The sequence below is a fragment of the Herbaspirillum camelliae genome, from assembly GCF_001929405.1.
GTDB classification, from domain to species: Bacteria; Pseudomonadota; Gammaproteobacteria; order Burkholderiales; family Burkholderiaceae_D; genus Herbaspirillum; species Herbaspirillum seropedicae.
In genome coordinates, this window is record NZ_KV880769.1 from 2,278,656 (window position 1) to 2,304,865 (window position 26,210).

25 protein-coding genes are annotated in these 26,210 nt (G+C 62.8%); 18 read left to right on the forward strand and 7 right to left on the reverse strand.

Annotation, left to right across the window (positions count from 1 at the left end; translation table 11 throughout):
- Positions 1–8 precede the first annotated feature (8 nt).
- The 12 genes from pilO2 to BGK68_RS10245 all read left to right on the forward strand — a co-directional run bounded on the left by pilO2 (position 9) and on the right by BGK68_RS10245 (position 11,501).
- Positions 9–1,274: a type 4b pilus protein PilO2 gene (gene pilO2 / locus BGK68_RS10190; protein WP_075257005.1), complete on the forward strand. Its 1,266-nt coding sequence runs from the start codon at positions 9–11 to the stop codon at positions 1,272–1,274.
- A complete protein-coding gene (gene pilP / locus BGK68_RS10195) occupies positions 1,264–1,773 on the forward strand; it encodes a type IV pilus biogenesis protein PilP (RefSeq protein ID WP_075257006.1) in 510 nt (169 codons plus the stop codon). The genes pilO2 and pilP overlap by 11 nt, the downstream gene beginning before the upstream one ends.
- On the forward strand, positions 1,770–3,395 hold the full coding sequence (locus BGK68_RS10200; RefSeq protein WP_075257007.1) for a GspE/PulE family protein: 1,626 nt from the start codon (positions 1,770–1,772) through the stop codon (positions 3,393–3,395). The genes pilP and BGK68_RS10200 overlap by 4 nt, the downstream gene beginning before the upstream one ends.
- Positions 3,385–4,458, forward strand: a complete 1,074-nt coding sequence (locus BGK68_RS10205; protein ID WP_013232847.1) for a type II secretion system F family protein — start codon at positions 3,385–3,387, stop codon at positions 4,456–4,458. Before BGK68_RS10200 ends, BGK68_RS10205 begins: the two co-directional genes overlap by 11 nt.
- A gap of 74 nt (positions 4,459–4,532) precedes the next feature.
- Positions 4,533–5,084: a type 4 pilus major pilin gene (locus tag BGK68_RS10210; RefSeq protein ID WP_075257008.1), complete on the forward strand. Its 552-nt coding sequence runs from the start codon at positions 4,533–4,535 to the stop codon at positions 5,082–5,084.
- 90 nt (positions 5,085–5,174) lie between these two features.
- Entirely contained in the window at positions 5,175–5,672 is a 498-nt protein-coding gene (gene pilM, locus BGK68_RS10215) for a type IV pilus biogenesis protein PilM (protein WP_075257009.1), read from the forward strand.
- A complete protein-coding gene (pilV, locus tag BGK68_RS10220; RefSeq protein ID WP_075257010.1) occupies positions 5,669–7,072 on the forward strand; it encodes a shufflon system plasmid conjugative transfer pilus tip adhesin PilV in 1,404 nt (467 codons plus the stop codon). The genes pilM and pilV overlap by 4 nt, the downstream gene beginning before the upstream one ends.
- Positions 7,053–7,550 (forward strand): lytic transglycosylase domain-containing protein, encoded by a 498-nt coding sequence (locus BGK68_RS10225; protein ID WP_013232851.1) that lies wholly within the window; start codon positions 7,053–7,055, stop codon positions 7,548–7,550. The genes pilV and BGK68_RS10225 overlap by 20 nt, the downstream gene beginning before the upstream one ends.
- A 228-nt stretch (positions 7,551–7,778) precedes the next feature.
- Complete coding sequence (locus tag BGK68_RS10230; RefSeq protein WP_075257011.1) at positions 7,779–8,876, forward strand: type IV pilus twitching motility protein PilT; 1,098 nt, start codon at positions 7,779–7,781, stop codon at positions 8,874–8,876.
- A 164-nt stretch (positions 8,877–9,040) separates the two neighbouring features.
- Positions 9,041–9,442, forward strand: coding sequence for a CesT family type III secretion system chaperone (locus BGK68_RS10235; protein WP_075259771.1), 402 nt, complete (start codon positions 9,041–9,043; stop codon positions 9,440–9,442).
- A 53-nt stretch (positions 9,443–9,495) separates the two neighbouring features.
- Positions 9,496–10,941, forward strand: a complete 1,446-nt coding sequence (locus tag BGK68_RS10240) for a hypothetical protein (protein WP_075257012.1) — start codon at positions 9,496–9,498, stop codon at positions 10,939–10,941.
- A gap of 14 nt (positions 10,942–10,955) precedes the next feature.
- Positions 10,956–11,501 (forward strand): phosphoribosyltransferase, encoded by a 546-nt coding sequence (locus BGK68_RS10245; RefSeq protein ID WP_075257013.1) that lies wholly within the window; start codon positions 10,956–10,958, stop codon positions 11,499–11,501.
- Positions 11,502–11,776: 275 nt separating this feature from the next.
- Here BGK68_RS10245 and BGK68_RS10250 read toward each other — a convergent pair whose 3' ends face one another.
- Positions 11,777–11,974: a hypothetical protein gene (locus tag BGK68_RS10250; protein WP_048348496.1), complete on the reverse strand. Its 198-nt coding sequence runs from the start codon at positions 11,972–11,974 to the stop codon at positions 11,777–11,779.
- On the opposite strand from BGK68_RS10250, the gene BGK68_RS10255 reads away from it, so the two are divergent.
- The 3 genes from BGK68_RS10255 (at position 11,973) to BGK68_RS10265 (ending at position 16,533) form a co-directional block, all read left to right on the forward strand.
- Positions 11,973–13,061 carry a hypothetical protein gene (locus BGK68_RS10255; protein ID WP_075257014.1) on the forward strand — a complete coding sequence of 363 codons (1,089 nt, stop codon included), beginning with the start codon at positions 11,973–11,975 and terminating at the stop codon, positions 13,059–13,061. The two genes, BGK68_RS10250 and BGK68_RS10255, sit on opposite strands and share 2 nt — an antisense overlap.
- Positions 13,062–13,326: 265 nt before the next feature.
- Positions 13,327–15,909 (forward strand): hypothetical protein, encoded by a 2,583-nt coding sequence (locus tag BGK68_RS10260; RefSeq protein WP_075257015.1) that lies wholly within the window; start codon positions 13,327–13,329, stop codon positions 15,907–15,909.
- Positions 15,910–16,035: 126 nt separating this feature from the next.
- Complete coding sequence (locus tag BGK68_RS10265; RefSeq protein WP_075257016.1) at positions 16,036–16,533, forward strand: CesT family type III secretion system chaperone; 498 nt, start codon at positions 16,036–16,038, stop codon at positions 16,531–16,533.
- A 62-nt stretch (positions 16,534–16,595) separates the two neighbouring features.
- Here the strand turns inward: BGK68_RS10265 and BGK68_RS10270 are convergent, their stop codons facing one another.
- Positions 16,596–17,438 (reverse strand): enoyl-CoA hydratase-related protein, encoded by an 843-nt coding sequence (locus tag BGK68_RS10270; protein ID WP_158035436.1) that lies wholly within the window; start codon positions 17,436–17,438, stop codon positions 16,596–16,598.
- 400 nt (positions 17,439–17,838) lie between these two features.
- On the reverse strand, positions 17,839–18,768 hold the full coding sequence (locus BGK68_RS10275; RefSeq protein ID WP_075257018.1) for a LysR family transcriptional regulator: 930 nt from the start codon (positions 18,766–18,768) through the stop codon (positions 17,839–17,841).
- A gap of 115 nt (positions 18,769–18,883) precedes the next feature.
- Here BGK68_RS10275 and BGK68_RS10280 point away from each other — a divergent pair, with 115 nt between their 5' ends.
- From BGK68_RS10280 to BGK68_RS10290, 3 genes are all read left to right on the forward strand, one after another.
- The gene (locus tag BGK68_RS10280) at positions 18,884–20,170 is read left to right on the forward strand and encodes an MFS transporter (protein ID WP_075257019.1); all 1,287 of its coding nucleotides are present in this window, start codon (positions 18,884–18,886) and stop codon (positions 20,168–20,170) included.
- Positions 20,171–20,221: 51 nt separating this feature from the next.
- Positions 20,222–21,430, forward strand: coding sequence for a M20 aminoacylase family protein (locus BGK68_RS10285; protein WP_075257020.1), 1,209 nt, complete (start codon positions 20,222–20,224; stop codon positions 21,428–21,430).
- A gap of 95 nt (positions 21,431–21,525) precedes the next feature.
- Positions 21,526–22,443, forward strand: coding sequence for a glutaminase (locus BGK68_RS10290; protein WP_075259772.1), 918 nt, complete (start codon positions 21,526–21,528; stop codon positions 22,441–22,443).
- A gap of 149 nt (positions 22,444–22,592) precedes the next feature.
- Here the strand turns inward: BGK68_RS10290 and BGK68_RS10295 are convergent, their stop codons facing one another.
- From BGK68_RS10295 to BGK68_RS10310, 4 genes are all read right to left on the reverse strand, one after another.
- Complete coding sequence (locus BGK68_RS10295) at positions 22,593–23,312, reverse strand: response regulator transcription factor (RefSeq protein ID WP_075257021.1); 720 nt, start codon at positions 23,310–23,312, stop codon at positions 22,593–22,595.
- Positions 23,313–23,930: 618 nt separating this feature from the next.
- The gene (locus BGK68_RS10300; RefSeq protein WP_075257022.1) at positions 23,931–24,299 is read right to left on the reverse strand and encodes a hypothetical protein; all 369 of its coding nucleotides are present in this window, start codon (positions 24,297–24,299) and stop codon (positions 23,931–23,933) included.
- Positions 24,300–24,422: 123 nt separating this feature from the next.
- Positions 24,423–24,878: a hypothetical protein gene (locus BGK68_RS10305; RefSeq protein ID WP_075257023.1), complete on the reverse strand. Its 456-nt coding sequence runs from the start codon at positions 24,876–24,878 to the stop codon at positions 24,423–24,425.
- On the reverse strand, positions 24,875–26,014 hold the full coding sequence (locus BGK68_RS10310; protein ID WP_143433013.1) for a hypothetical protein: 1,140 nt from the start codon (positions 26,012–26,014) through the stop codon (positions 24,875–24,877). The genes BGK68_RS10305 and BGK68_RS10310 overlap by 4 nt, the downstream gene beginning before the upstream one ends.
- Between the last annotated feature and the right edge of the window lie 196 nt (positions 26,015–26,210).

Below are 26,210 nucleotides of genomic sequence, written 5' to 3' on the forward strand. Positions count from 1 at the left end.
GGGTTGTCATGGCCAGCATCGTCATCACACTGGACAAGCACAAGTTCGTCGGCGGCTTGTTCTGGCAGTCCCTGTCCAAGCCGCGCGAACTGAACCGCGAGGCGGCCGACCTGGGTCGCAAGATCGACTCCGACCTGATGGTGATCCGCATGGATCACACCACGGCCCAGGCCGGTTTTGCGCAGTCGCGGGAAGGGACGCGGCGCGGCATGTATTCGCTGGCGGCGGTGGTATCGAAGACGCTGGCCATCGAAGGCGCGTTCTACGACGGCGAACAGCAACCGGTCCACAACTGGCTGGGGGCGTTCAAGCTGCCCGAGGGCAACTGGATCTACTTCGCCGTGCGCGACGCCAACTTCCTGCCCAACGGCGACTTCGTGGGCAGCAAGGAAGAGGTGCTCGATCGCCTGCACAACGACTACGCCCTCGGTGGCTGGAACGTGGTGCTGGGCGAGGAAGAGCTCAAGTCCTTCGGTTTCCACAACTTCCAGCCGCGCGACATCCGCAGCTTCATTCCGCAGCGCGCGGATGGCAGCTTGCGCATCCACAAATGGTGGGGCCTGCGCCAGATCGGCGGTCGTCCTTCATGGCTGCCCATGGCCGCTGGCGTGGCCGCACTGGCGGCCCTGTCGCTGGCGGGCGCATGGGGATGGCAGCTCTACCAGCAGAAGCAGCAAGAGCGCGAACGCGAGATCGCCATGCAGCAGGCGCGCGAACGCATCCTGCGCGAAGCCTCGGCGGCGGCCCGGCCCTGGTCCAAGCGGGTGGCGCCGGCCATGCTGGTGCGCGCCTGCCAGAAGCAGTTCGTGCATCCGACCGCAGGCGGCTGGTTGCTGGAGTCCTATTCCTGCACCCAGGACCAGCAGACCTACCTCTGGAAGCGCGGGAGCTCTTCCATTGCGATGCTGCGCGAGCAGCTGCCCGAGGCCCAGGTGGACGCCTCCGGTGAACACGCCAGCTATGTGCGTGCGCTCAAACCGGGCAATCCGCAGAACGAAGAGCTGCAGGACCAGCGCCAGGCCATGGAGCAGGTGCTCTCGCGCATGCAGATGATGGGTGTGCCCATCAAGGTGGTGGCGGCGCCCGCGTTGCAGCTGCAGAACGGTGAGCAGCAGTGGCAGCCGAACTGGCGCAGCTATCTGTTCAAGCTCAATGCCGCCGGCATGGAGCCGCAGGAGATCGCCGGCATTCTCAACCGTCCCGGGGTGCGGGTCGACAAAGTGCTTTATCAAGGATCCGAATGGATCATGGAGGGAACGATCTATGCAAAGTAAGCATTTCAACGCCTTGGTCACCGTGGCCATGGCTGCGCTGGCCACTGGTTGGGCCAGCGCTTGCGCCGCCGAGACGACATCGGAAAGCCTGACCCGGATCGAGGCCGAGACCATGGTCCTCAAGGCGCGCGAAAAGCAGCTGGAGATCCAGGCCAGCATCGTCGGCAGGCAGAACGAGATCGCCGCCAAGCAGAGCCTGACGGCGGCCATGACCCAGGCCGAGGTGGTGGGCGATCCGGTGGTGCGGGCCATCGAGGGCATCGGTGGGCGCATGTATGCGACCTTGCAGATGAGCGATGGCAGCGTCATCGATGTGCAACAGGGCGATACCCTGCCGGGCGGCATGAAGATCGTCTCCATCGGCCAGCGCGAAGTGCTGGCGCAGTCCAATGGCCGCCGCCTGCGACTGTCGGGCTACGCGCCGCCCTCCAGCAGCTTCAATCCCAGTTTCCCGCCGCCAGGCATGCCGGGGGCAGCGCTACGGGGAGCAGCAAGATGAAATTGCGCTTGCCACGCCGCCGCGAACCGGCGCTCGCGCCTGCCGGCGGCGCCATTGAAATCGTTCCGGGATTCGACGGCGCCCAGATCCTGAGCCACTCCGGCATGCTCGAAGCCGGCCAGGAAGAACGCAAGCTGCTGTGCCTGCTGGCCGATGGCCGCTTGCTGGTGGTGGCCGGCCAGGAGCTCAATCCCCATGTGCAGTCCTACATCGGACGGCTGGAGCGCCTGGGGCAGCCCTACCAGCTGGTGCCGGGCGACATCGCGGTGATCTATCGGATGAACCGCATCAGCACGCGTATCGGCGGGCCGCAGCCGGAAGAGCGCCACCAGGAACACACCATGATGCAGGTCACGGCCAAGGACCTGCTCAACAAGGCCTGTCGCTCGCGTGCCTCCGACATCCACCTGCGGGTGCGCAAGAACTGCACGGAAATCTATTTCCGCATCCATAACGACCTGGTGCAGGTGGGCGGCCAGACCCGCGAATACGGCGAGCGCCTGCTGGCCACGCTCTATGGCGCCATGACCTCGGTCTCGGACAGTTCGTACAAGCCGACCGAGCGCCAGGACGCCGCCATCGCGGATCGCGACAAGCTGCCGCCGGCCTTGTATGGCGTACGCATCGCCACGGTGCCCACCAGCGAAGGCTCGGTGATGGTGCTGCGCCTGCTGTACAACGATGCGGGCGACAACATCGACCTGCGCCCCCTCGGCTTCTCGGAGGCCCATGCGACCGCCTTGCAGAAACTCAAGGAACAGCCGGTGGGCATGAACATCATCAGCGGCCCCACCGGTTCGGGCAAGTCCACCACGCTGCAGCGCGTGCTCACGGGGGAGATCATCGAGGCCGAAGGCAAGTTGCATGTCTTGACCATCGAAGATCCGGTGGAATACCCGATCGACGGCGCGGTGCAGACTGCGGTGACCAATGCCGGCAGCGAGGAAGAGCGCTCGCGCGCCTTTGCCGCCGCCATTTCGAACGCCATGCGGCTCGATCCGGACACCATCATGATTGGCGAAGTGCGTGACCGGGCCACGGCGCAGAATGCGCTGCGGGCTTCGATGACGGGGCACCAGGTCTGGACCACGGTCCATGCCAACAGCGCCCTGGCGATCATCGACCGGCTGCTGGATCTGGGCCTGCCCGCCAATCTGGTAGCCGACCATGCGGTGGTCACCGGCCTGATCAGCCAGCGGCTGGTCAAGAAGCTGTGTCCGTGCTGTCGCCAGCCTCTGGCCGCGCGTCCGGAGGTGCTGCCTGCGGCCGTGCTGGCGCGAGTGCGCCAGGCGGTGTCGCCCAGCCTGGAGGGCGTATGCGTGACCGGGCCGGGCTGCGAGCACTGCGCCGGGCAGGGCACCGTCGGGCGCACCGTGGTGGCTGAAATCATCATTCCCGACGATCACTTCTTCCGCCTGGTGCGCCAGGGAGAGAAGAGCGAGGCGCTGCAATACTGGATCGACGAGCTGGGCGGCAAGACGATGCTGGCGCACGCCATCGACAAGGTGGCCTGCGGCGAGATCGATCCGCGCATGGCCGAGAAGGTGGTCGGCCATCTGACCTACGAACGCGCGCCGGTGGCGCCGTTTCTAACCGTGGTGGAGGGGCGCAGTGCTACCTGATCTGAACCGCTGGTGGGCCAAGGCCCAGTTCACCGATACGGCGCGGCTGCGCCTGTATCGCAAGATGTCCAAGATGCTCAGCAACGGCTTGCCGCTGCTGAAGGTGCTCGAAGAGCTGCGCGATCGTGAGTCGCACTACGGCAAGAAGCCCAAGGAGCCGTTGGCGATCATTCTCGATGATTGCCGCCGCAGCGTGCAGAACGGCCGGCTGCTCTCGGAGGCGCTGGAAGGCTGGGCGCCGCGCGCCGAGCAGATGATCCTGATGGCCGGGGAGCAGTCCGGCAAGCTCGAAGGCACCCTGGTGGCGGTGGTCAACGTGGTGCAGGCGCGCAAGAAGATCCATTCGGTGATCGTGGGCGGCATGGCCTATCCGCTGGCGATCCTGGCGCTGGTGCTGTCCTACGTCTATCTGTTCGGGGTCAAGGTGATCCCGCAGTTCACCCTGATGATGGATCCGGCCAAATGGCATGGCGCGGCACGCTCGCTGTACCTGATGTCGCTTTGGGTGCAGCAGTGGATGGGCTATACGCTGGTAGCGCTGGCCCTGCTGATCGTGCTGCTGATCGTATCGATGCCGCGTTGGCGCGGCAACCTGCGCATCTGGGTCGACCGCACGCCGCCTTATTCGATCTATCGGCTGATGGTGGGCAGCGGTTTCCTGATGGCGTTCTCGGCCCTGCAAAGCGCCGGCGTCACGGTCGAGAAGGCGCTCATGCGCTTGTCGGGCGTGGCCCAGCCGTGGCTGCGCGAACGGCTCGATGGCGCGCTCCTGGGTGTGCGATCCGGCTTGAATTGCGGTGAAGCCTTGCGCAACACCGGTTACGGATTCCCGTCACGGGAGGTCATCGACGACCTGTGCGTCTATGCCGAATACAAAGGCTTCGCCGAAGCCCTGAAACTGCTGGCCGACGAATGGATGGAGCAGGGGGTGGAAATGATTTCCCTGCGCATGAAGGTGGTCAATGGTTTTGCGGTGGTGACCATGGCCATGGTCATCGGCTGGCTGGTGATCGGATTCTTTGGCATCCAGCAGGAAATCGCAGCGCTGGCCCGTGCGCACTAGCCATCGGCACGTCCACGCAAGCGAGGTTTTTTCAACGAGTTCTACTTGGCACTCAACTTTGATAGGGGTTCATCATGCAAGACGAAAAAGTAAAAGACAGCCATCGGCCAGCCATCCGTTCCGATAGTCCGCTGCAACGCCAGCAAGGCGCCTCGCTGCTGGAGGGCATTGCCTACCTGGGGATCGCGGCCATTGTGGTCATGGGCGCCATCTCACTGCTGACCGGGGCCTTCAGCAGCGCCAAATCGAACCAGGCCAACGAAGAAGTGATCGGCCTGCGCACGGCGGTGCGCAAGCTCTACATGGGGCAGACCTATCCCAGCACGGCGGTGGTCGATACCTTGATCGCCGCCAAGGCCGTGCCCGGCACGCTGGCCGTCGATGGCGGCGCGCTCAAGAACAGCTGGGGCGGGACGGTGGCCGTGGCGGGCAGCGGCACCGGGTTCACCATCACCTATCCGCAGGTGCCCAAGGATGTCTGCGTGAGCATGCTCTCCGGTGCCAACGGCTGGACCTCGGTCAACGCCAATGGCGGCACCGCCATCCAGACGTTCCCGGTGACGGCTTCCCAGGCCACCGGCCTATGCTCGGCGGCGGACAACTCGGTGGTCTATACCTCCAGCTGAGCGCAGGCCTGACGTCCAGTCTGCAACGCCCGTGTTCCAACCTTGCCGCCGGACCTGGCGCCGGCGGCGCGCATCGCCAGGGAGTCGTGCATGTGGAATGTCGTAGTGCTGGCCGTGATGATCGCGGCTGCGGGGGTGTACACCACCCGCAATCTCCAGACGGTCGATCAGGCCCATCAGGCGCTGGCCTCTGCCGATGCGGAAGAGGTGGGCATCTACCGTAACGCCGTGATCGATTATTTCAGCGACCATGACGTGGTCAATACGAGCGTGTCGACCGCCAGCCTCAAGAGCGGTGCCTACCTGCCGTCCTGGAGCAGGCTGTACCAGCAGAGCGGGGCGCTGTCCTGGGCCAACTACCGCGACGCCGACGGTGTCATCTATGTCTACGCCACCAGCCTGCCGCCGCGCAACCTGGCGGCTGAGCTGGCCAGGCTGGCGCGCAATTCGGTGTTGCTGGGCGTCTATGACAGCGCCCACGCCACCTTGCAGTCACCGGTGTACGGAGAGACCCACATCCCGGTGGCGGCGCTTTCTTCCCTGTCGATTCCCAATGGCGCGCCGGTCTGGCTCGCAATGACGAAATGAACAAGATACCCAGCAGATTGCCTCCCCCGGTGCACCGCCAGCGCGGTATCGCCATGATCGAAGTACTCGGCGCGCTGGCCATCGGCGCGGCCCTGGTGATGGGCTTGTCCAGTGTGATGGATACCTCCCTGGAAGATGTGAAAGGGCAGCAGGCGGCCTATCACCAGTCGCAGATCGTGGCGGCCGCGCAGAAGTACATCGCCGCCAACAGCGCCAGTCTGCAGAGCGCGCTGCCCGCCGCCTCGTCGCTGACGGCGGTGGGGGTACCGCAGCTCATCGCCGGCAAGTTCCTGGCCGCTGGCACGCTGACCAAGAACGTCTATGGTCAGACACCTTGCCTGCTGATCCGCCAGCCTGACCCGGCGGGGGCGCCAGGGCAGTTCGACGCCCTGGTGGTCACCAGCGGCGGCACGCCCATCCCCGCCAAGGCGATTGCCATGATCGCCGCCAACGCTGGGCCGGGCGGCGGCTACATCAGCACCACCGACCCCGGTAATGCGCGCGGCAGCAACTGGAGCAACAGCACGGCGTTCTATCGCAGCACCACCTGCGCCGGCGGCAGCAACCTGAGCGGCGGCAGCGGCGATGGCGGCCATCTGGCCTCCAACCTCTTCTATGACGGACCGGGGCAGGTCGCGGCCGACTTCCTCTATCGCAATGCGGTGCCGGGCCGTCCCGAGCTGAACCGGATGAATACCCCGATCCGCATGGCCAGTAACGCCCTGGTGACCATGGGCTCGTCCTGCCTGAACAGCGCCGGCGTGGCCGAGGCCGGCATGGCCATCGACAGCGCCACGCGCGGCCTGGCGGTGTGCGGCGCGGCCGGCGTCTGGACCTCGCCCACGCAGTGGAAGAATCCCGTGGCCAGCTATGCCAGCCTGCCCGCTGCGGGTAACAGCGTGGGTGACGTGCGCATGGTGACCGGCCTGTCGCGCGCCTTCACCTACAACGGCAGCGGCTGGGTCGCCCTGGCGGTGGACCAGAACGGCGATCTCAACGTACCCGCCACCATGACTGCCCGCAACGTGCGCACCACGCAGAATATCGTGGCCAATGGAACCATCCATGCCGATCAAGACATTAGTACAGGTGGGTCCGTCTCGGCCGACTATGACGTCAACGCCGCACATGCCGTCAATACGGTCGATCTGTACGCCGCTCACAACGTGGTGACCGAAGGGCTGCAGGTGAACCGCTGGGCGTCCAGCCCGGCGTTCTCGGTCGGCATCAACTATTTCGTTGCCGGCGCGCCTTGTCACTACTCGGAGTGGGACCCCTGGGAAGGCACGAATCACATCACGTTCCCGGTAGGAACGGTGGTCATGGATGCCAACTATGTGCCGCTGATCTGCGGCGCCGACAAAACGATGAGATACGCAAATGGAACCTATACACCCTGAATACCCTGAACATCCTGAACGAGCGAGCTGGCGCAAGCGCCTCCTGTGGCAAGCCGTGGCGCTCATGCTGGCCGCGCTGAGCTATGCCCCGACCCTGGCGCTGGCCTGCTGGAACGAGACCGCCTCCTGGTATGGCGTCAATGTGCACCTGCTGTACGCCATCGCCAAGACGGAATCGAACCTCAACCCCAAGGCCATGAACAAGAACAAGAACGGCAGCTACGACATCGGCATGATGCAGATCAACAGCAGCTGGCTACCCACGCTGCGCAAATACGGCGTGACCGAAGAGAACCTGCGCGACCCCTGCGTGAACCTGCAGGTGGGCGCCTGGATCCTGGCCCAGAACATGCAACGCATGGGCCTGACCTGGGACGCCGTGGGTGCCTACAATGCGCGCAATCCCAAGCTGCGCGTGAAGTACGCACAGAAGGTCTACAAGAACATCCCGCAAGAGGTGATGGCGCAGGCGCAGTGAGGATATGTGACCGCAAGGTCATGGAAAACATTGATTTTTAGCTCGCCGTAGCATTTTTTGCTCAATGCCACGTGGCCTCAAACGTCCGTGGCAGAGGCATTGGAAGCCAGCGTGTTGAAGATTCTTGAACATTTGCGACGCGCCAAGCAGGTATAGTAGACTCATTCGCTGGCGTCTCGCCAAACGCCGTCAATCAAGACAAAAAGTGCTAACAAATCAGGTGGCTGAATGTCAAATGATCTTTTCCTCGCCCGGGACCTGCAAAGAGAACTGCTGGCGCTTGTCAATTCTTCCCAGACGTTTTCCGATATCCATATCGAGCAGGATCAGCCGCTCATGCTGAAGACGCCGCGCGGGTGGCAGCCGGTGCACGACATGCCGGTAGTGATCGAGCAGCTCGCGCCCCTGCTGTCGGCCATCGACGAAGACTGGGAAGACAAGATCATCGACGGCGCGCTCGATTGTCCCTATGTGTTGGGCGAATGGCGGCTACGCTGCAATATCTATCGCATGGCGCGCGGCAGCAAGGTGGCGGTGTCGATCCGCCGCTTTCCGCTGGAACCGCTAGCGCTGGAACGCACGGGCCTGCCCAGCTATGTCAAGACGGTACTGGAAGCCACCAAGGGCATCATCCTCGTCACGGGTCCGACAGGCGCGGGCAAGACCACGACGATCGCGTCGATGCTCGACTATATCAACGCCTCCCGCCGCGGCCACATCATCACCATCGAAGAGCCCATCGAATACGAATTGCAGCGCAAGCAGTCGATGATTTCGCAAAAGGAAGTGCCGACCGATACCGAGAGCTTTTCTTCGGGCCTGCGCGAGGCGCTCAGGCAAAAGCCGGATGTGCTGATGGTGGGCGAGATCCGTGATTTCGACACGGCCGACACGGTCTTGCATGCCGGCGAGTCAGGCCACCTGGTGCTGGCCACGCTGCACACCAGCAGCGCCGTGCGCGCCATCACCAAATTGCTGGGCTTCTTCCCCCAGGAGCAGCGCGCCCAGCGCGCCGCCACGCTGGCCGAAAGCCTGGTGGGCGTGATCTTCCAGAGCCTGTTGCCTTCCGAGGATGGCGAACATCATGTGATGGCCAGCGAGATGGTCTTCAATAACAACCAGCAGATCGCCGCCTTCATCAATGACCCGGCCAAGCTGCACCTGATCGGCGATTTCATGAAGCGCAAGGAAGACAACATGTCGCGCAGCCTCAATGAAGTGCTGCTGCAACTGGTGCACAAGAAGAGCGTCTCGGCGCGCGATGCCTTGCGGGTGGCCTACAACCGGCTGGAATTGCACGAGATGCTCAACAGCGCCAAACGCTGATCCGGTTTTCATCGGACACAGGCCTGCACAGACGTTCGGGCAACGACGACCTCGCAAGAGGTCGTTTTTTTTTTGCCTTCGCTGAAGCTCAATGATGTTCACTGGCAGGAACCGCGATGCCGGTCAGCGGCACCCATGGGTTATTCCACAACAAGGGGAACCCCATGTCCAGAAGCCGCTTTATCGAACTGACCAATGATTTCTGCGAGCTCGCCCATGTCGATCAACCAGAGCTGATGGTGCAGGGCAATGCCATCGCAGTCGATGGCGTCGATTTCTTCGTGCAATACGATGAAGAGCTGTCCCCCGATCACCTGATCGTCTACTGCGACTTTGGAGAACCGCCGCCAGCGCGACTGCTGCAGGCGTACCAGGCGCTGCTGGAAACCAACATGCTGATCTATGCCGCCAACTCGCCCGCATTCATGCTGGGCCCGGACCAGCGCGTGGTCTTCGGCTACCAGTGCCGCCTCAATGAAGTGCGCGCGCCGGAATTGATGAACATCTTCCTGAACCTGGCCGAACAGGCGCGCGACTGGCGCACCGACCACTTCCTGGGCGACTGAGCAAGGGCGCTTGGCCGTCATTCCCCCTACCTTCCATCCACCGAGGAGCCGTCATGGGTCCAATCAACGATAAAGCGAATATCACGGCGGGCTATTTCCATCACGTCGACGATACCACCAAGACGGCGACCGCCCTGCGGGCGACGTACCAGCCCAGCCTCAACAACAAGATCACCAACAAGTTCGCGCGCATGGACATGCCGCGCATGGCCGGCTTCACCAATGCCGTGCGCGACTTCGATCTGTCGATCCGGCAGTCGTGGAACCGCAACCGCCTGGCCAGCGCGCGCAACAAGATCGATGACCTGCGCGCCAAAGGCGAGGGCGGCGACAAGAGGCAGCGCCTGCAGGCCTCGGTCGAGCGCCGCGAGCACAAGGAAATACGCCATGCGGACAAACGCATCATCGGCAAGGCCGCGGTGCATCAGGCCCTCGAGGTCGAGACGAAGGAGGCCCAGGAGATGCTGCAGGCACGTCTTGCGTCGCTCGATTACCAGCCCCTGGAGGGACTGCGCGCGGTCCAGCATGAGCGCGTGAGCAGCCGTTACCTCAGCGCCACCGGCGACGGCCATCGCATCAAGATCCATTCGGAGGGACCGCCGCGCCTGGCGGCCATGGTCGCCAACCAGGTCAGCGCGGGATATGACCGCGGATCGAGCGGCATTTCCAATCGCACGCGCAGCGCCATGCAGCACGCCTTGGTCGGCATCCAGGGGGCGGCGCTGTCGATCAAGGGGGGCGTGGCCGGACAACTGGCTGGCAGCCGCATCCTCGACCAGGGCAGCCGCGCACGCATGGACGTCAGGGCTGCCCGCGCGGGCGAGAAGCGCGAGATGCTGCAGGCCTCCTTGCGCGGCAACGTGGCGCTCAATGGGGCCTACCAGCAAACGGTGGAGCAGCAGATCGCCGCGGCCGGCAGGCGCAAGGATGCGCGCGCTGCTCCGGGTGGAGAGGACTTGCCGGAGTACGTGGTGCGGGCCTCGCACGAGGGTGTGAAGCCACCGCAGACCCGTTTCTGGGATCGCAAGGTGAACCAGTTCTACGCCGCTACACCGACCAAGACCGAGGCCGCCGCGGCTGCAGATGACGCCTCCAGCATAAGCTCCCTGGACGAGAAAGAAGTGGAGCAGGAACAGACCACACAGCGCAAGCCGGGCCGGCTTGGACGTTTCGTGCTCAGTGTGAGCAACCTGCGTAACAAGCGTGAGGTACGGCGGGCGGGAGCTGACGTGGCGATCGCCCAGGCCAAGCTGGCCGGCTTCCCCGCCCAGGAAAAGGAGGGCGGCTACGAGGACGCGTGGCAGCGTGGCAATACGGCGCAGGCCAAGTCTTCCCATGCCTACGCGACGCGGCGCTCGGCCTGGTCGGGCAAGTTGATGGAAACGCTGCAGCAGCAGGAGGTACGCAATTTCCAGAACGACGCCTTTCCAGCCCAGGCTGATCTGAACGAGCCACTGCCCTGGCAGCGTCGTCCCGGCGACGAGCGTGACGAGCGTTGAGAGAGGAGACTGGCATGCTGGATCTGACGCAATCGCAACCCCCCGCGTGGATGGATTTCAGACGCACCCGCATCGTAGGCTGGCAGGAGATAGAAGACATGGTGCGGCCCCATCTGCATGAGATCGCTGCGCGTTACGACCTGCTGGTGGCCATCCTGCGCGCCGGCAGCCCGGTGGCGGCGCTTATCGCGCGTCACACCGGCATGCCGATCGATTACCTGGTCTGCAGCCGGCGCAACGCCGAGCCGCATTTCCTGGACGGGACGGCGCGTGCGCCCCGTGGCCGTCGCATCCTGCTGGTTGACGATGTCTGCGGCAGCGGCTGGACCTTCGAGCGGGCGCGCGCCTATTGCGCGGCGCTGGGCAACGTCACCGGGACCTTCAGCGTATTTCGCTGCGACGCGCCCGAGATGTATGTGCCCGACTATAGCCTGCCGGCCGCGCCCGACGACTATCTGCGCTGGCCCTGGGAATACCAGGCTGAGAGCGAGATGCCGCCACAGTCTGCACTGTCCGCACCATCCGCACCATTTCCATCGCTCGCACCGTTGACCGCCTGAGGTCTTCTGCGGCGCCTGTCGCGCCGCAGTCAATCCGATCAATACCCTCAATATCCTCCATCCACCCCGGTCGCAGATCGATTGCGAACCGGGGTGCACCCGCCTCACTCCCCTGTACTGAAAAGCAGCCGCGGTAGTGACCGCTGCGCTGCCGTGATGACGTGCATGCGCGCATGGAACTGTCCTCACCGCACCTCCCACCCATAGTCATCGATAGGGCCGATCCCCGGCAAGGCAGGACGCGATTCTCGCGAGGCCGGCAATTCGCTCTCTCCTTACCCAAGGCGCAATGCCGTGATCGAGGTCGTCTGTTGTTGACGCGATGCGATTGCAGTACGCCGCCGCGGGCTTGATACGCGACCGCACTGGCCGAGCACGGCGGGTGCAAGCACACATCGGCTTTTGATGACGACGTCGCCGACGTCCTGCGCAACGAAAGCCTTTTTCATCACATTCATATTGAAGAAAATCATGCATATCCCTTCTCCCTGCTGCAGCTCCACTCCTCCGCCCGAAGTCAACGAACTGCAGGACCGCGCGCAACCGGCGGGCCAACAGCGCGCAACGGTTACCGAGCAACCGCAGCCGCACGCAGACCTTCCGGCTTTCATTCCGCCCAGTCGCGGCAACGTCGCGGCACTCTACGATAGCGTTCCGCGCCGTGCCAGCCAGGAGTCGATCGAGCGGCCCCCATCGCGCACCTCCATCGCCTCGGCGGGCCCCGGCAGCGGTAGCCGTGATGAGCTGGAAACCCTGGCAGCGGCAGGCCGTGAGCTGCGCACCAACCTGGAGGCCTGCAAAGCGTCGGGCGACTACAGCCGTTACGGCGAGTTGGTCAATATCGGCGGTGTGGCCGCACTCAAGTTCAAGGACGACGACGAAGGCATCCAGAACTTCCGTAGCCTCCTGGCGGCCTCCAAGGAAGCCATGGGAATCAACGGCGTGGCAGTGCTGATCCGCCCCAAGACCGGATATCCGGGTTCTGATCTGTTCGCGCTGGAGAAAGACAACTTCCAGACCGTCGGCGGCGTCACCCATGAGGGCACCGCCATCAGCATCTGCAAGGGTGGCGGCAAGATGCCTAACGACACCCGGTTTACCGACATCATGGATGTCCTCTACGAGGTCAACTACAAGCGCAATGGCACGCCGCTGCACTTTGCCTGCCTGTCCTCCATCGCGGATCTGTACAACAAGAAATGCGGCGCCGAAACATTTGGCGTGGTCGCCAAAGAGGCCAAAGACCACACTCCGGGCTGGAGCGACGAACACACGAAGCACTTCCAGCCGTCATGGGATAAATTCGTCTTCGAGACCGAGATCGATGGCAAGCCGACCACGATCAACCTGCCCCTCGTCGGTATGCGCATCAATCCCCAGTTGCGCGCAGAGATCAAGGAGACCGGCAAGGCGCTTGGCAAGGCCACCCAGGACTCTACCGACTTCTCCAAGCTGGACGTCTATGCTGGCGCGGTCGATATGTACGCCGCAGCACAAGCCAAGGACAAGCAGGAAAAGCAGCAAAAGCAGGCAGCACAAGCCGAGCAGGTCGCGGCTTAAGTAAGCTCCTGCTCATCCAACAGAACTGATCAATCTTGCAGCCGGCAGTGGCCGGCTGCAAGTCACCTCACTCCAATCGGCGCGCACCACGGTCGCGGCATTTCATCTCGCTTACCTCCCTGGCATAGAGCGCCATGGCAAAGCGGCTGCGCATACACGGTCAAGACGGTCGATTGGATCCCCAAAGAAAGGCATGGAAATGGTCCAGGCAAGCGGTTCGACAGATCGAACAAAACAGGTATCAATCAGCCCCGATGTCATTGAGATGGAGACCAATCCGTCTTCCGCCGCACGCGAGGGCGTCAAGGCTGCGCCGAGCAATCTCTCCTCCAAGGCATTGGGCAAGCAAGCCAAAGCTGCGGCCTCAGGCCCGCTCCCCACGCAGTACGTCGCGGCCATGGCGCCCGCTGCTGTTCCGGCACGGGTGCATCCCGCCAATATCCCGAAAAAGATCGTCAATCATTTCTTCCCGCCGCCGCCGGAAAATGTGGGGGAAATCCTGACTTCCTATGAGGAGGCGATCAGGACCGTGCGCGAGTCGCGGCCGGTTGACGAAACCAAATATGAGGCATTCCAGACCAAGCGGCTGGAGGCGCTCGAGCTGGAATCGAAGGCGGCCCTGATGACCCGGCAGCTCGCCATGCTGGAAGACATCCAGCAGCACGCCGACGCGGCGTTGAATGTAGAGAACCTGCCGGACAATGTGGCCAAGCTGATTTCCGACACCGTGGCCACGCTCCCGCACGCTGAGCGAAAAGGCGTGGTGGCCGAAATGAAGAAGAGCGTGGAGCAGGCCTGGAAAGCCGTGGATACGGCCTGGGACAAGGCGCTGGTCGATTATCTGGACGCCCATCAACTGAAGCGCCCGGAGCTGGAAAAGGGTTTTGCGCGGGCAGGTTCCCCTGCCTACGCCTCGCGTGTCATCGCCCCGGCGCTGCTGAGCGCTGCTACCGCCATTCCCTCGTTCATCCACGCCTCGACCCCGGAGGGCCGCCTGGGGGTGACCGGGGCCAGTGCATTGACCACCTTGCTCATTGCCAGCCTGATTCATCCGCTGACGTATGCTGGCACCACATTGACCTCGGTAACGTGGTCGGACCGGCTGTTTGATCACGCTGCAGATATCCAGGATCTGCTCGGCACCAAGATGATAGACGAGGTCGACAAGCAGTTGCAGGCAAAGCAGGGCAAGGCCAATGAAGCCCTGCAAGGCTGGAATGCCGTCAAGGGCGGTGACGATGTCCACGCCAAGGAGACGGCGCTGCAAGGGCTGCAGGACGCCGTCAAGGATCTGGAAGCGGCCAACCATGAATACCTCATGCGCGCGGATCTCAACCGCGTGTATATACAGGGATTCGGGATCCAGGGGCTGAACAACGGCGCGAAGTATTACGGCAATGTGGCGCTGGGCCCCCTGGCCGCGGTATTGGGCTCCACCGCCGGCGCCAGTATCCAGCTCGGTATCGCCGGGGCGCAGTTCGCCTCCCATATGGCGGTCTCGCCTTATGACGAGAAGAACAAGCAGTTGAGAATGTTCTACCTGCGTATGCGGGCCTCGGCGCCCAGGCCGGGAGAGACCCGGGAAGAAACGCTGCAACGATTCGGCAAGGAGATCCGCGATCCCTTCAAGGTGGCCGAAGGCGCGCTGCAACAGATCTTCACCGCCCGCGTGGGCAAGCTCGATACGGACATCGCCGACACCCTCAAGATCAAGCCGAACGAATGGCAGATGGTGGTCAAGCTCAACGAATTTGAAGAGGCCGGTGGTGAACCGGGCGTCTTCGAGGGCGACATGGATGCGGCCCTGGCAGTGAGAGCCCGCATCCAGACAACCAAGAATGCGCTGCCGGCAAAGGACCAGGAAAAGCTGGAAAAGAAGATCAGCGAGCGCAATGACACGGCGCAGGATATCCGGCATGTCGCCGCCAGCGAGTTTTCGAAAGTGTCGAAACTCAACCAAGGGGAAGTCTATCAAGGCCTGCAGATAACGCCGCCTTCCTCGGGCATCCTGGAAGGCCTGAAGAACTTCTTCGCCGGCCCCTTCAGCCCGGAATTCCTGATCGGGATGAAGCAAGGAAAGGCCCGCATGGAATTGCCTCAGGAAGTGATGACGACCTACGGGATGTCCTATTGGGCCGCATTCCAGCTGGGAATCTGCGGCGAGAATGGTCCGCTTATCCTGTCCAAGCTGGCCCAGCTCTGCCTGGCCGGAGCGGCTTACGGGATGACCAAGGAGTCGCCCAGCGACAAGTCCACCATCGCATTGCAGTCCGCCTTGGCCGGTATCAATCTGCTGGTGACGGGCGTGCTGATCTATTCCTCGTACCAGCTCTTGAGCATCGTCTTGCATCCCAAGATGAAGCGGGAGAAGTATGGTCCCCTGGCAGGTGGTCGTAGCGCCGAGGCGAACACGACCTATCTGGCCAGTCTGCTGAAGGACCGTGAACCGCATCGCGCTGAACGCACCCGCGATGACGCCGACGCCGGATTGCAGCGCACCGGCATGGGCGCCGGCTTCAGCAAGGAGCTGGGAAAGACCATCGTCAGGCGGCTGACCGTGCTGGCGCGGGAATCGATCCCCGCTGGCAAGGCCAGAGATCACTTCCTTGAGTCGGTCGGAACACTCGATACGATCAAGAAGGAAATCGAAAGACAGAATCCGGAATTGGCAGAACAGATGCACAAGGAAAGCGAAGCGCTGCTGGACAACGCCGAGATGATGCATGGCGCGATCCAGGAAATCTCGGAATCAAGCGCACCGCCGCCGCTAGAGGCGCTGTCCCTCGAAGAACAGGAAGACCGGCCCAAGCAGCCCTCTGGTCCTCCCAGTCCCACGGACGACAAGTAACGGCTCGGTGATCCGGACGGGTTCATTGCAAGCACAGCGTGACCTGTCCGACAGGAGAATCGAAACGCGGTCGGCCATGAGCCGGCCGCGTTGTCTGTCAACACTTCAGCCCTCAACGAGGACGCAATGGCACTAAAAGAATTCTATCGGTTCATCGACAAGATCTGCGAGCTGGCTCGCATCCCCCATCCCCAATCGCTGTATGAACGCGCGGACATCGAGGTGGACGAAGTCAAGTTCACCCTGGTGGACGCGAGCGGCAAGACCGGCCGCTGCATGCATGTCTATTGTGATTTCGGTCCCTTGCCCAATGGGCCGGATCGACAGACGGTGTGCTACCGGCTGCTGGACCTCAACCTGGAATGTTTCGCCAACAGGGAACCGTGCTTTTCCATCGATACGACCTCCAATCACGTGGTCTTGATGGACCGTGTTCCTTTCGATGCGGAGACTGCGCTGGATACGCTGAACATGCTGGCCAGACTGGCGGCGCAGGCCAAGCAATGGCGCTCGGGCTACTTCCTGCCGAGCGAGGAAGCGGCCTCCGGCACGACCGTCAAACGCGGCGGCAGCGCGGCCTTTTTCAAGAACAGATCGATGGTGAACGTCAGCGCAGAGACCTGAGTCTTTATCAGCGTCATGCCGTCGAGGCAGGCGCCCCTTTCCCCTTGCCCGCTGGCCTATCCTCAGTCGACGTCCCAATCCTGTCCATCCACGACGATGCGTCGTGGCCCAGGCGAGCTGCGCTCGGCATGCAGGCCCAATCGCGCCCGCACCGACGGACAGGCGCGCATGCGTACGCCGATACGCACGGCGTCCACGCTCATGTCGACCGTCGGCGGAGCGGCGGCGATGGCGCGAATCAATTTGTTGGCGCTGTGCTGGACATGCACGTCGCCCAACAAGAGCGAGGCCAGCAAGGCGCCGATCTTCTCGTCCAGCAGTTCGATCGGCACCGCTTCATGCGCCAGCCCCAGCTCACAGGCGCGCGCTGCGGTGAGCAATTCATTGGTCTGGAAATAGCGTTGGCATTGCCGGGCTCCGATGGCACGCACCAGATGCGGTGTGATGACCGCCGGCGCCATGCCGAGCCGGTCATCCCCCATGGTGAAGTGCGCGTGATCGGCCGCGATACAGATGTCGCAGGCCGCTGCAAGGCCCGCACCGATGCCGGCGGCCTTGCCCTGTACACGGGCCACGGTGGGCTTCTCACATTCAGCCAGGACCTGCAACAGTTGCGCCAGCTTGCGCGTATCGTCCAATGCACCATTGATGGGGGCTTCGGCCTGCGCCCTCAGCCATTGCACTTCGATGCCGTGGGAAAAACTGTCGCCGCGGGCCGCCAGCACGATGGCGCGCACCTCCGGGTCCTTGGAAAAGACGCCGACGGCGCGGATGATATCGCGGGCCGTGAGGCGGTCGATGGTGTTGCCGTCATAGGGACGATTGATCCAGATCCAGCCGACGCTGGCCAAACCATGCTTCTTCGTTTCCGTTTCGACGCAAGAGGGGGGGACGCGTGCGTTCATCATGATATCCGTCAGTGGGGGAGGACGACTGCCCGTGCCTTGGCGTGGACCGCGGCGAGGGCGGAGCGGACTTGCTGCGCCGGCACGATGATGTGCCGGAAATCCGGGAGGGATCGGCCGACTGTTCTGAGGGCGCCTTGCGCACTATAGGGCCTGTGGATTTTTTATGTCAATGCATTTGGCAGAGGGTGACGTGCCAAGCTCAGCCGTTGCTCATGGCGCGGTAGCGCCTTCGCGATGTTATTTTTTCTATATACTTTTTGGGTATATTTCCTATCGCAAATCGGTCATTTGCAGCGCGAGCGTTGGTGATTACACTCGTCCCTACCTACATGCAATGGCATGGTCGGCGCATGCGCGACCCTCCCTGCCTCAGTCGATCACGTCTCGGTCGATTTTGTTAGTCCCCACCCTGATTGCTCTCATCGGCTGACCGCACTCGTTCCAGATGCGCCATGTAGCGGCCCAGCGTCGGATTGCCATTGTCGGCGCGATAGACGAAAGACACCGGATGGCGCAGCGTGAGTTCCGGATGATCGACCAGCACCACGCCTTCCGGGCAGGTATAGGCGCTCACGTCGGAGACGATGGCATAGCCCACACCGGCGGCGACCAGACCGAGAATGCTCAATACATCGCTGGCCAGTTGGGCCTTGCGCGGCACCAGGTTGACCATCTGGCACTGGTAGTTGAGGAACTGGTCGTAGCCCGGCGCGACCTCGGCCGGGAACCAGATCGCCGGCTCATCGTGCAGCGCCGACAAGTGCCTGGGCACCTGCCGGGCCAGCTGGCTGTCCCTCGGCAGGGCCAGCTTGAGCCGGCATTCGAACACCTGGATCTCGCCGAATTCGTGCGCCAGGAACTGGTCATTGGGTGGATATCGCCAAGCCAGGAAACCGGCATCCAGATCACCGCTCCTGATCCGTTCCAGCTGCCGAGCCGAGAGGCCTGGCTCCAATGACACAGCGATCTGCGGTTCAGCCTGGTGAAAGTGGCGCAGCGAGCCAAGGATCTTAGGGTGCCAGCCGAAGTTGGGCGTGATGCCCATGCGCAGATTGCCTTCCAGGCCCTCGGCCACGCGGGCCACACGCTGCCGCGTCTCCTGCAGGTCGGCCAGCATGCGACGGGCGTCGGTCACCAACTGGTGCCCAGCGGCAGTGAGCGTCGCACCGCGTACGCTGCGATCGAACAGCGCAGCGCCCAGTTCTTCTTCCAGATACTTGATCTGCCGGCTTAGCGCCGGCTGCGCGATGTGCAAGCGTCGCGCAGCTTCGGCCACGCTGCCGTGCTCGACCACACCCAGGAAATAGCGAAGATGGCGGAATTCCATGGCGAATGAGATATACCTGTGAAGTATAAAAATTATACTGAAAAGGAATTTTTAAGTATAGATCGCAAGTCCTATACTTCGCAGACTAATCAATAACAAGTGGAGACGAGACATCATGAATCACCCAGTCCAAGGCACGGACCCAAAGACACAACGTCGCGCAGTCATCGCTGCAACCTTGGGCAATGTGCTCGAGATCTACGACTTCATCATCTTCGGCATCTTTGCCGTGGCGATTTCCAAGACTTTTTTTCCCAGTGGCGATGAGTATGCGGCGTTGATGTTTACGTTCATGACCTTTGCCGCCGGCTTCGTCGTGCGTCCCATCGGCGCGCTGGTGCTGGGGCAGTATGCGGACAAGGTCGGACGCAAGAAGGCGCTGAGCTTCACGCTCATATTGATGGCGGTTGGCACGGTCATTCCGGCGCTGTGCCCGTCCTACGATTCCATCGGCATCGCTGCCACCGTGATCCTGGTGTTTGGACGTCTGCTGCAAGGTTTCTCGGCCGGCGGCGAGATCGGCAGCAATGTGGCCATGCTGGTGGAGAATGCCTCCAGCCGCAATCGCGCGCTGTTCTGCTCGTTCCAGCAGATGGCCCAGGGTGGCGGCGTGCTGCTGGGCGGCATCGTCGGCTATGTGATCGCGGTGGTGTATGGCCAGGAACGCATGCTGCAGGATTACTGGCGCCTGGCCTTCTTCGTGGGCCTGGTGATCGGCCCCGTGGGTTGGTACATCCGTCGCGTGCTGCCGGAAACACCGGAGTTCGAACGCAGCAAGAAAAAGGAATCGGTCAATTCTTTCCTGGTGGGCGTGAAGGCCAACTTCGGCCGTATCCTGATCGGCATTGCCATCATGATCTTCTGGACGGTGGCGACCCAGGTGTCGAACTACTTCACCACCTATGCCGTGCGTGAATTGCATATGCCGGTGGCCTCGACCTACCTCGGCCAGATTTCCTCCGGCCTGACCTTGCTGGCGATCTGCCCGCTGGTGGGCATGCTGGCCGACCGCATCGGTCCCTATAAGCCCATGGCCTTAGGCGCTGCTCTGGCAGGTGTGCTGGCCTATCCCTTGTTCAAGATGCTGGTCGCGACGCCGACCTTGCCCACGCTGCTGCTGGTGCAGATTGCCATCTCGGTGACGCTGGGCCTGTATGCCGCCTGCGCGCCGCTGGTCATGTCCGACATCTTCCCGACCCGCTATCGCGCTACCGGCATCGGTACTTCCTATGCACTGGGCGTGATGATCTTCGGTGGACTCACCCCCATGATCGTCACCACCTTGATCCAGGTCAGCGGCGACAAGCTCATCATCGGCCTGTACCTGACCGCTGCCGCGCTGCTGAGCCTGGCGCTGATCGGCGCATTGGTCCGGATGCAGCGAAAGCCCGTGCCCGCCTGAGGTCCGTCGCCCTGTGCCGCCATCAATCAAGCAAGCTTAGGAGAGACACACATGGATATAGTCAATGATGGGATCAAGGAATTGCCCAAGGAAATGGATCTGGTCTCCATCCGACGGCATCTGCATGCCCATCCCGAATTGCGTTTCGAGGAAAAACGCACCGCCGGCTTCGTTGCCGACATGCTGCGCAGCTATGGTCTCGAGGTCGCAGAGAACATCGGTGGCTATGGCGTGGTGGCCACGCTGCGCAAAGGAAAATCGACGCGCGCCATTGCACTGCGGGCGGACATGGATGCGTTGCCGATGAGCGAGCAGAATGACTTCTCGCACATCTCCACCTGCGCCGGGAAGATGCATGCGTGCGGCCACGACGGCCACACCACCATGCTGCTCGGTGCGGCCCGACGGCTGAGCCGCGAGGTGGAATTCGACGGCACCGTGCATTTCGTGTTCCAGCCTGCCGAAGAAGGCGGCGCCGGCGCACGCCTGATGATCGAGGATGGTCTGTTCGAGCGCTTTCCCGCGGACGCCATCTTTGGCGTGCACAACTGGCCGGGGCTGCCGGCCGGCAGCTTCGGCCTGCGCCCGGGGCCGTTGATGGCCTCCAGCAATACCTTCAGCGCCACCCTGTTCGGACGCGGCGCGCATGGCGCCCAGCCGCATCGCAGCATCGATCCGGTGCTGGCGGCGGCGCAATTGACCTTGGCCTGGCAGAGCATCATCACGCGCAATATCAATCCCAATCATCGGGCGGTGATCTCGGTGACGCAACTGCACACCGGCACGGCGGACAACGTCATTCCCGAGCAGGCCACCTTGTCGGGCACGGTACGCAGCTTCGACGCCGAGACGCTGGACCTGATCGAACACCGCATGGCCGCCATCGCCGAAGCGATCGGGCAGATGTTCGATCTGCGCGTGCAGTTCCATTTCGAGCGCCTCTATCCGGCCGTGGTCAATCATCCCGAGGCCACCCAGCAGGCGATGCAGGCCATGATGGCGGCGGTCGGGGCCGAGCAGGTCGATGGCGACACCGAGCCCGCCTTTGCCTCCGAAGATTTCGCTTTCTATCTGCAGCACAAGCCGGGGTGCTACGCCTTCCTCGGCAATGGCGTGATTGCTGACGGCAAGCAGGCCAGGTCGCAGGCCACCTCGCGTGAATTGCATAGCCCGTTCTACGACTTCAATGATGACATCATCGATGCCGGCGTCGCCTACTGGATCAGCTTGGTGAGGCAGTATCTGGGCGTGGCTGCGTGAAATCACCCGTGATCGATCCCATGCTGCTGCAGTCTGCAGTCATGGGGGAGCCAGCCCGCGAAGGGGAGGCCGCACGTGCAGCCGATTTTGCCGCCTTGCCATGGCGGCAGATTCTGGAACGCGCCGCGCAGCTCTCGGCGGCCTGCCGGCATGAAGGCAAAGTGGCGGATTACATCCCGGCGTTGGCGTGTGTGGCACCGGACCAGTTCGGCATGGCCGTGGCCACCCTCGACGGTGGCGTCCATTGCGTCGGCGACGGAGAGACCCGGTTTTCCATCCAGAGCATCAGCAAGGTCTTTCTGTTGACGATGGCCTATGGCAGCTACGGCGAAGACCTGTGGAAACGCGTGGGGCAACACCCCAGCACCAATCCCTTCAATTCCTTGATCGAGCTGGAGCTGGAGCGTGGCGTACCACGCAATCCCTTTCTCAATCCGGGTGCATTGGCAGTGGCCGACGCCTTGCTGAGCCGGCACACGCATCTGGAGTCCGCCATGGTGTCGCTGATGCGCGAGCTCAGCGGCAGCGCGGACCTGAATTATGATTCGGAGGTCTTCAACAGCGAACTCCGTAGTTCGTCACGACACCATGCGGCGGCCTATCTGATGCAAAGCCATGGCAATTTCGCCAACGAGGTCGGCGAGGTGGTGCGCGCCTATTGCGCCAGCTGCGCCATCGAAGCCTCGTGCGTGGAGCTGGCGCGTGCAGGACTGTTCCTGGCCAATGGCGGGCGCGATATCGCCAGCGGCCGGCAACTGCTGTCGGCGCGCGAGGCGCAGCGTGTCTGTGCGCTCATGCTCACGACCGGCACCTATGAGTATTCGGGCATGACCGCCTTCGCCATTGGCCTGCCCACCAAGAGCGGTGTGGGTGGCGGCGTGCTGGCGGTGATCCCGGGGCGCGGCAGCATCTGCGCCTGGTCGCCGCGACTGGACCCCCGAGGCAATTCGGTGCGCGCAATGAAGGCGCTGGAACTGGTGGCGAACACGGCCGGGCTATCGATATTCGCGTGACGGATCGTTGATCTCCCGGCGCGGGAGGATTCCCTCGCCGGATGCTGGCTCATCCTGGCCTGGTGGCGAATGCCTGGTTGGATTCGCCACCTTTTTTACCGGGGTGCGTTGGCAAGTGCTGCACGGGTGTCTTGAAGCCAGCTCTGCAGTCAGGTTCGATTGGCATCGGTCGCCGGCGACGCGCCTTCGTGGTCGACCGGATCGAGCCGGTAGCCCTGGCTGTAGGCGGTGCGGATGACCACGACATTGCGATTGTCGATCTGCAGTTTCTTGCGCAGCTTGTAGACGTGCTGTTCGATGGTGCGGCCGGCGATCTCGCTGTCGGTGCTCCAGATCACCGAGCCCAGCGTTTCCCGCGAAATGTAGACGCCGGGGGAGGAAAAGAATAACCAGGCCATGCTGAACTCGCGCGGCGTGAGCGAAATGCCCATGCCCTGGTAGCTGAATTTGGCGGTATCGCGCTGCAGCTGGAAGCCGGCATACTCGATCACACGGCGATTGTTCTTCGGCGCGCAGCGGCGCATCACCGCGTTGATGCGCGCCACCAGTTCGACCGCGTCGAAGGGGCGTTGCAGGAAGTCGTCGGCCCCATTGTCCAGCACACGGGCGACCACGTCTCCACCGGAGGCCGACGACAGGATCAGGGTAGGAATGGGATCGCCGCTGCGCAGGCTCAGCCATGAAAAGATGCTGTCTTCGCTTTCGGCGCTGGAGAGGTCGATGATGACGAAATCGAAGGTCTTGCGCTTCAAAGTGCGCAGCAAAGAGGTTTCCGCGTCGAACTGCGTCGGCAGATAACCGACCCGGGCCAGCGCAGTTCTGACCTGGTCGAAGACATTGGAATTGCGGATATAACAGGCGATGTTCATTGGCTGACAATCGGTCGTTACTATGGCCACTTGCCACTGCGCCTGACAGGACGCGCCGGGCTTGAAGGAAGGGTTTGACTGCAGGTTCCCTCCGCATTTTGGGAACAGCTATATTAGACCAAAACCCCAAGTTCTATCTGGTAAATTCCACGTTCGCGTTTGATTTTCAGTAAAACATTTCCGCATTCCGACACCCGGTGCGGGCAATGCGCGACGGGCGTTTGAGAAGCCGCCGGATCGGCATGCTGCGCATGCCTACTCTTTCTGCAAGCGCTCGCATCATGTCCGGAAGTTGAACTGCGTTGGAAGTGCTGGAACGCGTGTGATCAAAGATACGCGGCACTGCCGTCGGTGCATGAACTCGCTCTTTTGACGGGGCGGCGTGCGATGTCGCCATCGTCGAAACGATGGCTCGCGGTATTGGATTGCTGTCGTCCGAAGCGATGTGCGAATGACGCCAGGCGAGTGCGCTCATCGCTGGCGCGCGAGGATGGCGTGGACGCGCGTGCGCAGGTCGTTGCTATCTCGTCAATCTCAAAGCCGGTGACCGGGGATGTCCTGTTATTCGAAGTGCCGACCTTGGCGTGTTCCCGTGGATGAAGTCGCAGTGGGTCTCGGCTAGAGACACTTGAAGTGGACCTTCGCCTCATAGTCGTCGCTGGCGGTGAGTGATGGAAAACGCGGCGAGGCCACATAGGCCGCCAGGCCCGCCGCCGTCTCCTGCGGTTCGGCGCGGCGCACCGGCAAGCCGCGGAAATGCGTATCGGCGCTGACGACGGCGTGACTCAGGTTGCGTTCGCGACAGGTGGATTGCGCCAGCTGCAGCGAACTGCCCAGCGCCTGCTGTTCATTTTCCGAATACGCGACACTGCGATAGCTTCCATCTTCGAGCGGCATCAGGCTGGCCACCGGCGCCGTCGTGCAGGCGGGCAGGGACAGCAGCGACAGGACGACGATGGCAAGGCGGATGACGGCGGGGGAAGTCATGGGGGCTCCTGGTCGAGGAAACATCGGTAGGGAAAACAGGAACACACCATGTCCGGACGGACCGGTGGTGATGGTGTGCGTCGTAGTCAGTGGCGCGATGTGCGACCGTGGTTCCCTGCAATCTCATTGGCCTGCAAGCTCCAGCTTCAGCAACGTCAGAAGCAGATTGTCTGGTGGTGCTGTTGCCGCTGCTGCTACTGCACCGTGTGCCTCCTTCTCCCGCTCCAGCGGACGCCACTGCGGATCGTCCAGGTGATGTAGCGCTGCAAACACCATGTCCTGCGCCAATTGACGGCACTGCTCCAGGTGCGCCTGCCGACGTTGCGCCTGGGCGCGCGCCCGGATGATGTCGTAGTGATCCGCCACCTCCGGCGCTGGCGTCGGTGTGGTCGGCCCGGCCGCGCCTGCCAATTGCTGGGTGAGCGAATCGATGAGCTTGGTGACCGTGTCTGCGGCCGTGGCTTGCCAGGCCATCAGGGTGCGGCGGGCTGCCGGGTCTTGCTGCAGGGTGTGCAGGTCGGCGGCCCGTGCGCCTGCGCCTGCGCCGGTGGCCGGGCGCGCGGGGAAGGACGGGTTCATGGCGACACCTCGATATCGCTGGCCAGCCTGTGCATGACCGAGGCCCAGGTATTGGCGGCCAGCTGTTGCTTGACCGGACCCAATACCGCGCCGAATTCGCTCTCCAGCAGATACTGCTCATGCAAGGCCAGACCTTCGCTTCCCAGCAGCATGTTGCTCAGGTTGCTGCGCTGGGCCTGACGTTTTTCGGGCGTGGACATCTTCTCCGGCTCGGACTGGGCAAGCGCGTGCAGCTTCTGCTCCAGGCGCTCGTCGAACACTTTCCTGAAGCCAGGGTCTTTGTCGATGCCAGCCTCGCTGAGTCCGTTCTTCTGCAGGCTCAGATGGTGTTGCAGCCGTTGGCGCTGCGCCTGGTCATAGGCCTGGAAGGCGGCGCTGCCAGTGACAGCGGCGGCGGCCAGTTCGTTGACCTTGGCGCTGAGCTTGTGCCGCACGCGCGTCCACATGGCCTTGAGCATGGGGTGATCCATCGCGAAGGAAAACACCTTGGCATAGCGCTGGCGCAGGTAATCCATGTAGGCCGCGTGGTCGGCTGCCTCGAATTCGGCGCGCTTGGCCGCCAGTGCGGCCTCGCGCGCTTGCGGCGTCATCTTGTCGTATTGCTGTGCGTTGGCCTTGCGTTCGTTTTCCATCAGCCTGTCGCACAAGGCGGCGAAGGCAGCGGCGAAAGCCGGCGGTGGCTCGACCTTGCTGATGTCGCTGGCCAGACCCAGCTCGGCACGACGCGTATCGCGCTCGCCCTTGTTCCACAGATAGCCCAGGTCGACGTGCAAGTCGTTGAGCCGTCCCAGGTCGAAACCCATCTCCCTGAGCGCATTGACGATGGCTTCGGCGCGGGCCAGCGAAGGCTTGGCGTCCTTGAACTCAGGGTTGTTGAGGTCACGAGGATCGTTGAGCATCTTGTCGATGGCGTTGTTGACCTGTTCGTCGGTCAGCGGCACCTCCCGTTCGGGATGGCGAGGCGGCGGCAGCCCCTCGTCGGCACGTAGCTCAAGTTCCTCCTTGAGCGCTCGTGCGCGCGCCTCTTTCGGCAGCGCCGTACCGAGCACCTGCAAGGGAGCGTGAGACCCTACGTCGATCGCTGCGATCTCGATGATGATCGGCTCTTCCTCCACCTCCATCTGGCTGGCCCGCACGTCGGCCTGGTACGCGGCTTGGGGCTGGCGCGCGCCGTCACGATGAGTGCGCCGTTCTCTCCTGTCTTGCTTCTGCTCCTTCTCATGCCGGTCGTGCCGGGAATGCTTGCTCCTGGAGGTGTGCGAACGGTGGCGTGCCTGCTCTTCCCAGAACTCGTCGGGGGTAGCGATAAGTTATCTAATCTGTGGCACGCCC

Bases quoted from the DNA above. Each gene is read 5' to 3' on its own strand.
- BGK68_RS10280 (WP_075257019.1), top strand. From the start codon at position 18,884: ATGAATCACCCAGTCCAAGGCACGGACCCAAAGACACAACGTCGCGCA.
- BGK68_RS10255 (WP_075257014.1), top strand. From the start codon at position 11,973: ATGCATATCCCTTCTCCCTGCTGCAGCTCCACTCCTCCGCCCGAAGTC.
- BGK68_RS10250 (WP_048348496.1), bottom strand. From the start codon at position 11,974: ATGATTTTCTTCAATATGAATGTGATGAAAAAGGCTTTCGTTGCGCAG.
- BGK68_RS10230 (WP_075257011.1), top strand. From the start codon at position 7,779: ATGTCAAATGATCTTTTCCTCGCCCGGGACCTGCAAAGAGAACTGCTG.
- BGK68_RS10225 (WP_013232851.1), top strand. From the start codon at position 7,053: ATGGAACCTATACACCCTGAATACCCTGAACATCCTGAACGAGCGAGC.
- BGK68_RS10285 (WP_075257020.1), top strand. From the start codon at position 20,222: ATGGATATAGTCAATGATGGGATCAAGGAATTGCCCAAGGAAATGGAT.
- BGK68_RS10260 (WP_075257015.1), top strand. From the start codon at position 13,327: ATGGAGACCAATCCGTCTTCCGCCGCACGCGAGGGCGTCAAGGCTGCG.
- BGK68_RS10300 (WP_075257022.1), bottom strand. From the start codon at position 24,299: ATGACTTCCCCCGCCGTCATCCGCCTTGCCATCGTCGTCCTGTCGCTG.
- BGK68_RS10275 (WP_075257018.1), bottom strand. From the start codon at position 18,768: ATGGAATTCCGCCATCTTCGCTATTTCCTGGGTGTGGTCGAGCACGGC.
- BGK68_RS10295 (WP_075257021.1), bottom strand. From the start codon at position 23,312: ATGAACATCGCCTGTTATATCCGCAATTCCAATGTCTTCGACCAGGTC.
- BGK68_RS10305 (WP_075257023.1), bottom strand. From the start codon at position 24,878: ATGAACCCGTCCTTCCCCGCGCGCCCGGCCACCGGCGCAGGCGCAGGC.
- pilM (WP_075257009.1), top strand. From the start codon at position 5,175: ATGTGGAATGTCGTAGTGCTGGCCGTGATGATCGCGGCTGCGGGGGTG.
- pilP (WP_075257006.1), top strand. From the start codon at position 1,264: ATGCAAAGTAAGCATTTCAACGCCTTGGTCACCGTGGCCATGGCTGCG.
- BGK68_RS10200 (WP_075257007.1), top strand. From the start codon at position 1,770: ATGAAATTGCGCTTGCCACGCCGCCGCGAACCGGCGCTCGCGCCTGCC.
- BGK68_RS10265 (WP_075257016.1), top strand. From the start codon at position 16,036: ATGGCACTAAAAGAATTCTATCGGTTCATCGACAAGATCTGCGAGCTG.
- BGK68_RS10245 (WP_075257013.1), top strand. From the start codon at position 10,956: ATGCTGGATCTGACGCAATCGCAACCCCCCGCGTGGATGGATTTCAGA.
- BGK68_RS10240 (WP_075257012.1), top strand. From the start codon at position 9,496: ATGGGTCCAATCAACGATAAAGCGAATATCACGGCGGGCTATTTCCAT.
- pilO2 (WP_075257005.1), top strand. From the start codon at position 9: ATGGCCAGCATCGTCATCACACTGGACAAGCACAAGTTCGTCGGCGGC.
- BGK68_RS10270 (WP_158035436.1), bottom strand. From the start codon at position 17,438: ATGAACGCACGCGTCCCCCCCTCTTGCGTCGAAACGGAAACGAAGAAG.
- pilV (WP_075257010.1), top strand. From the start codon at position 5,669: ATGAACAAGATACCCAGCAGATTGCCTCCCCCGGTGCACCGCCAGCGC.
- BGK68_RS10235 (WP_075259771.1), top strand. From the start codon at position 9,041: ATGTCCAGAAGCCGCTTTATCGAACTGACCAATGATTTCTGCGAGCTC.
- BGK68_RS10210 (WP_075257008.1), top strand. From the start codon at position 4,533: ATGCAAGACGAAAAAGTAAAAGACAGCCATCGGCCAGCCATCCGTTCC.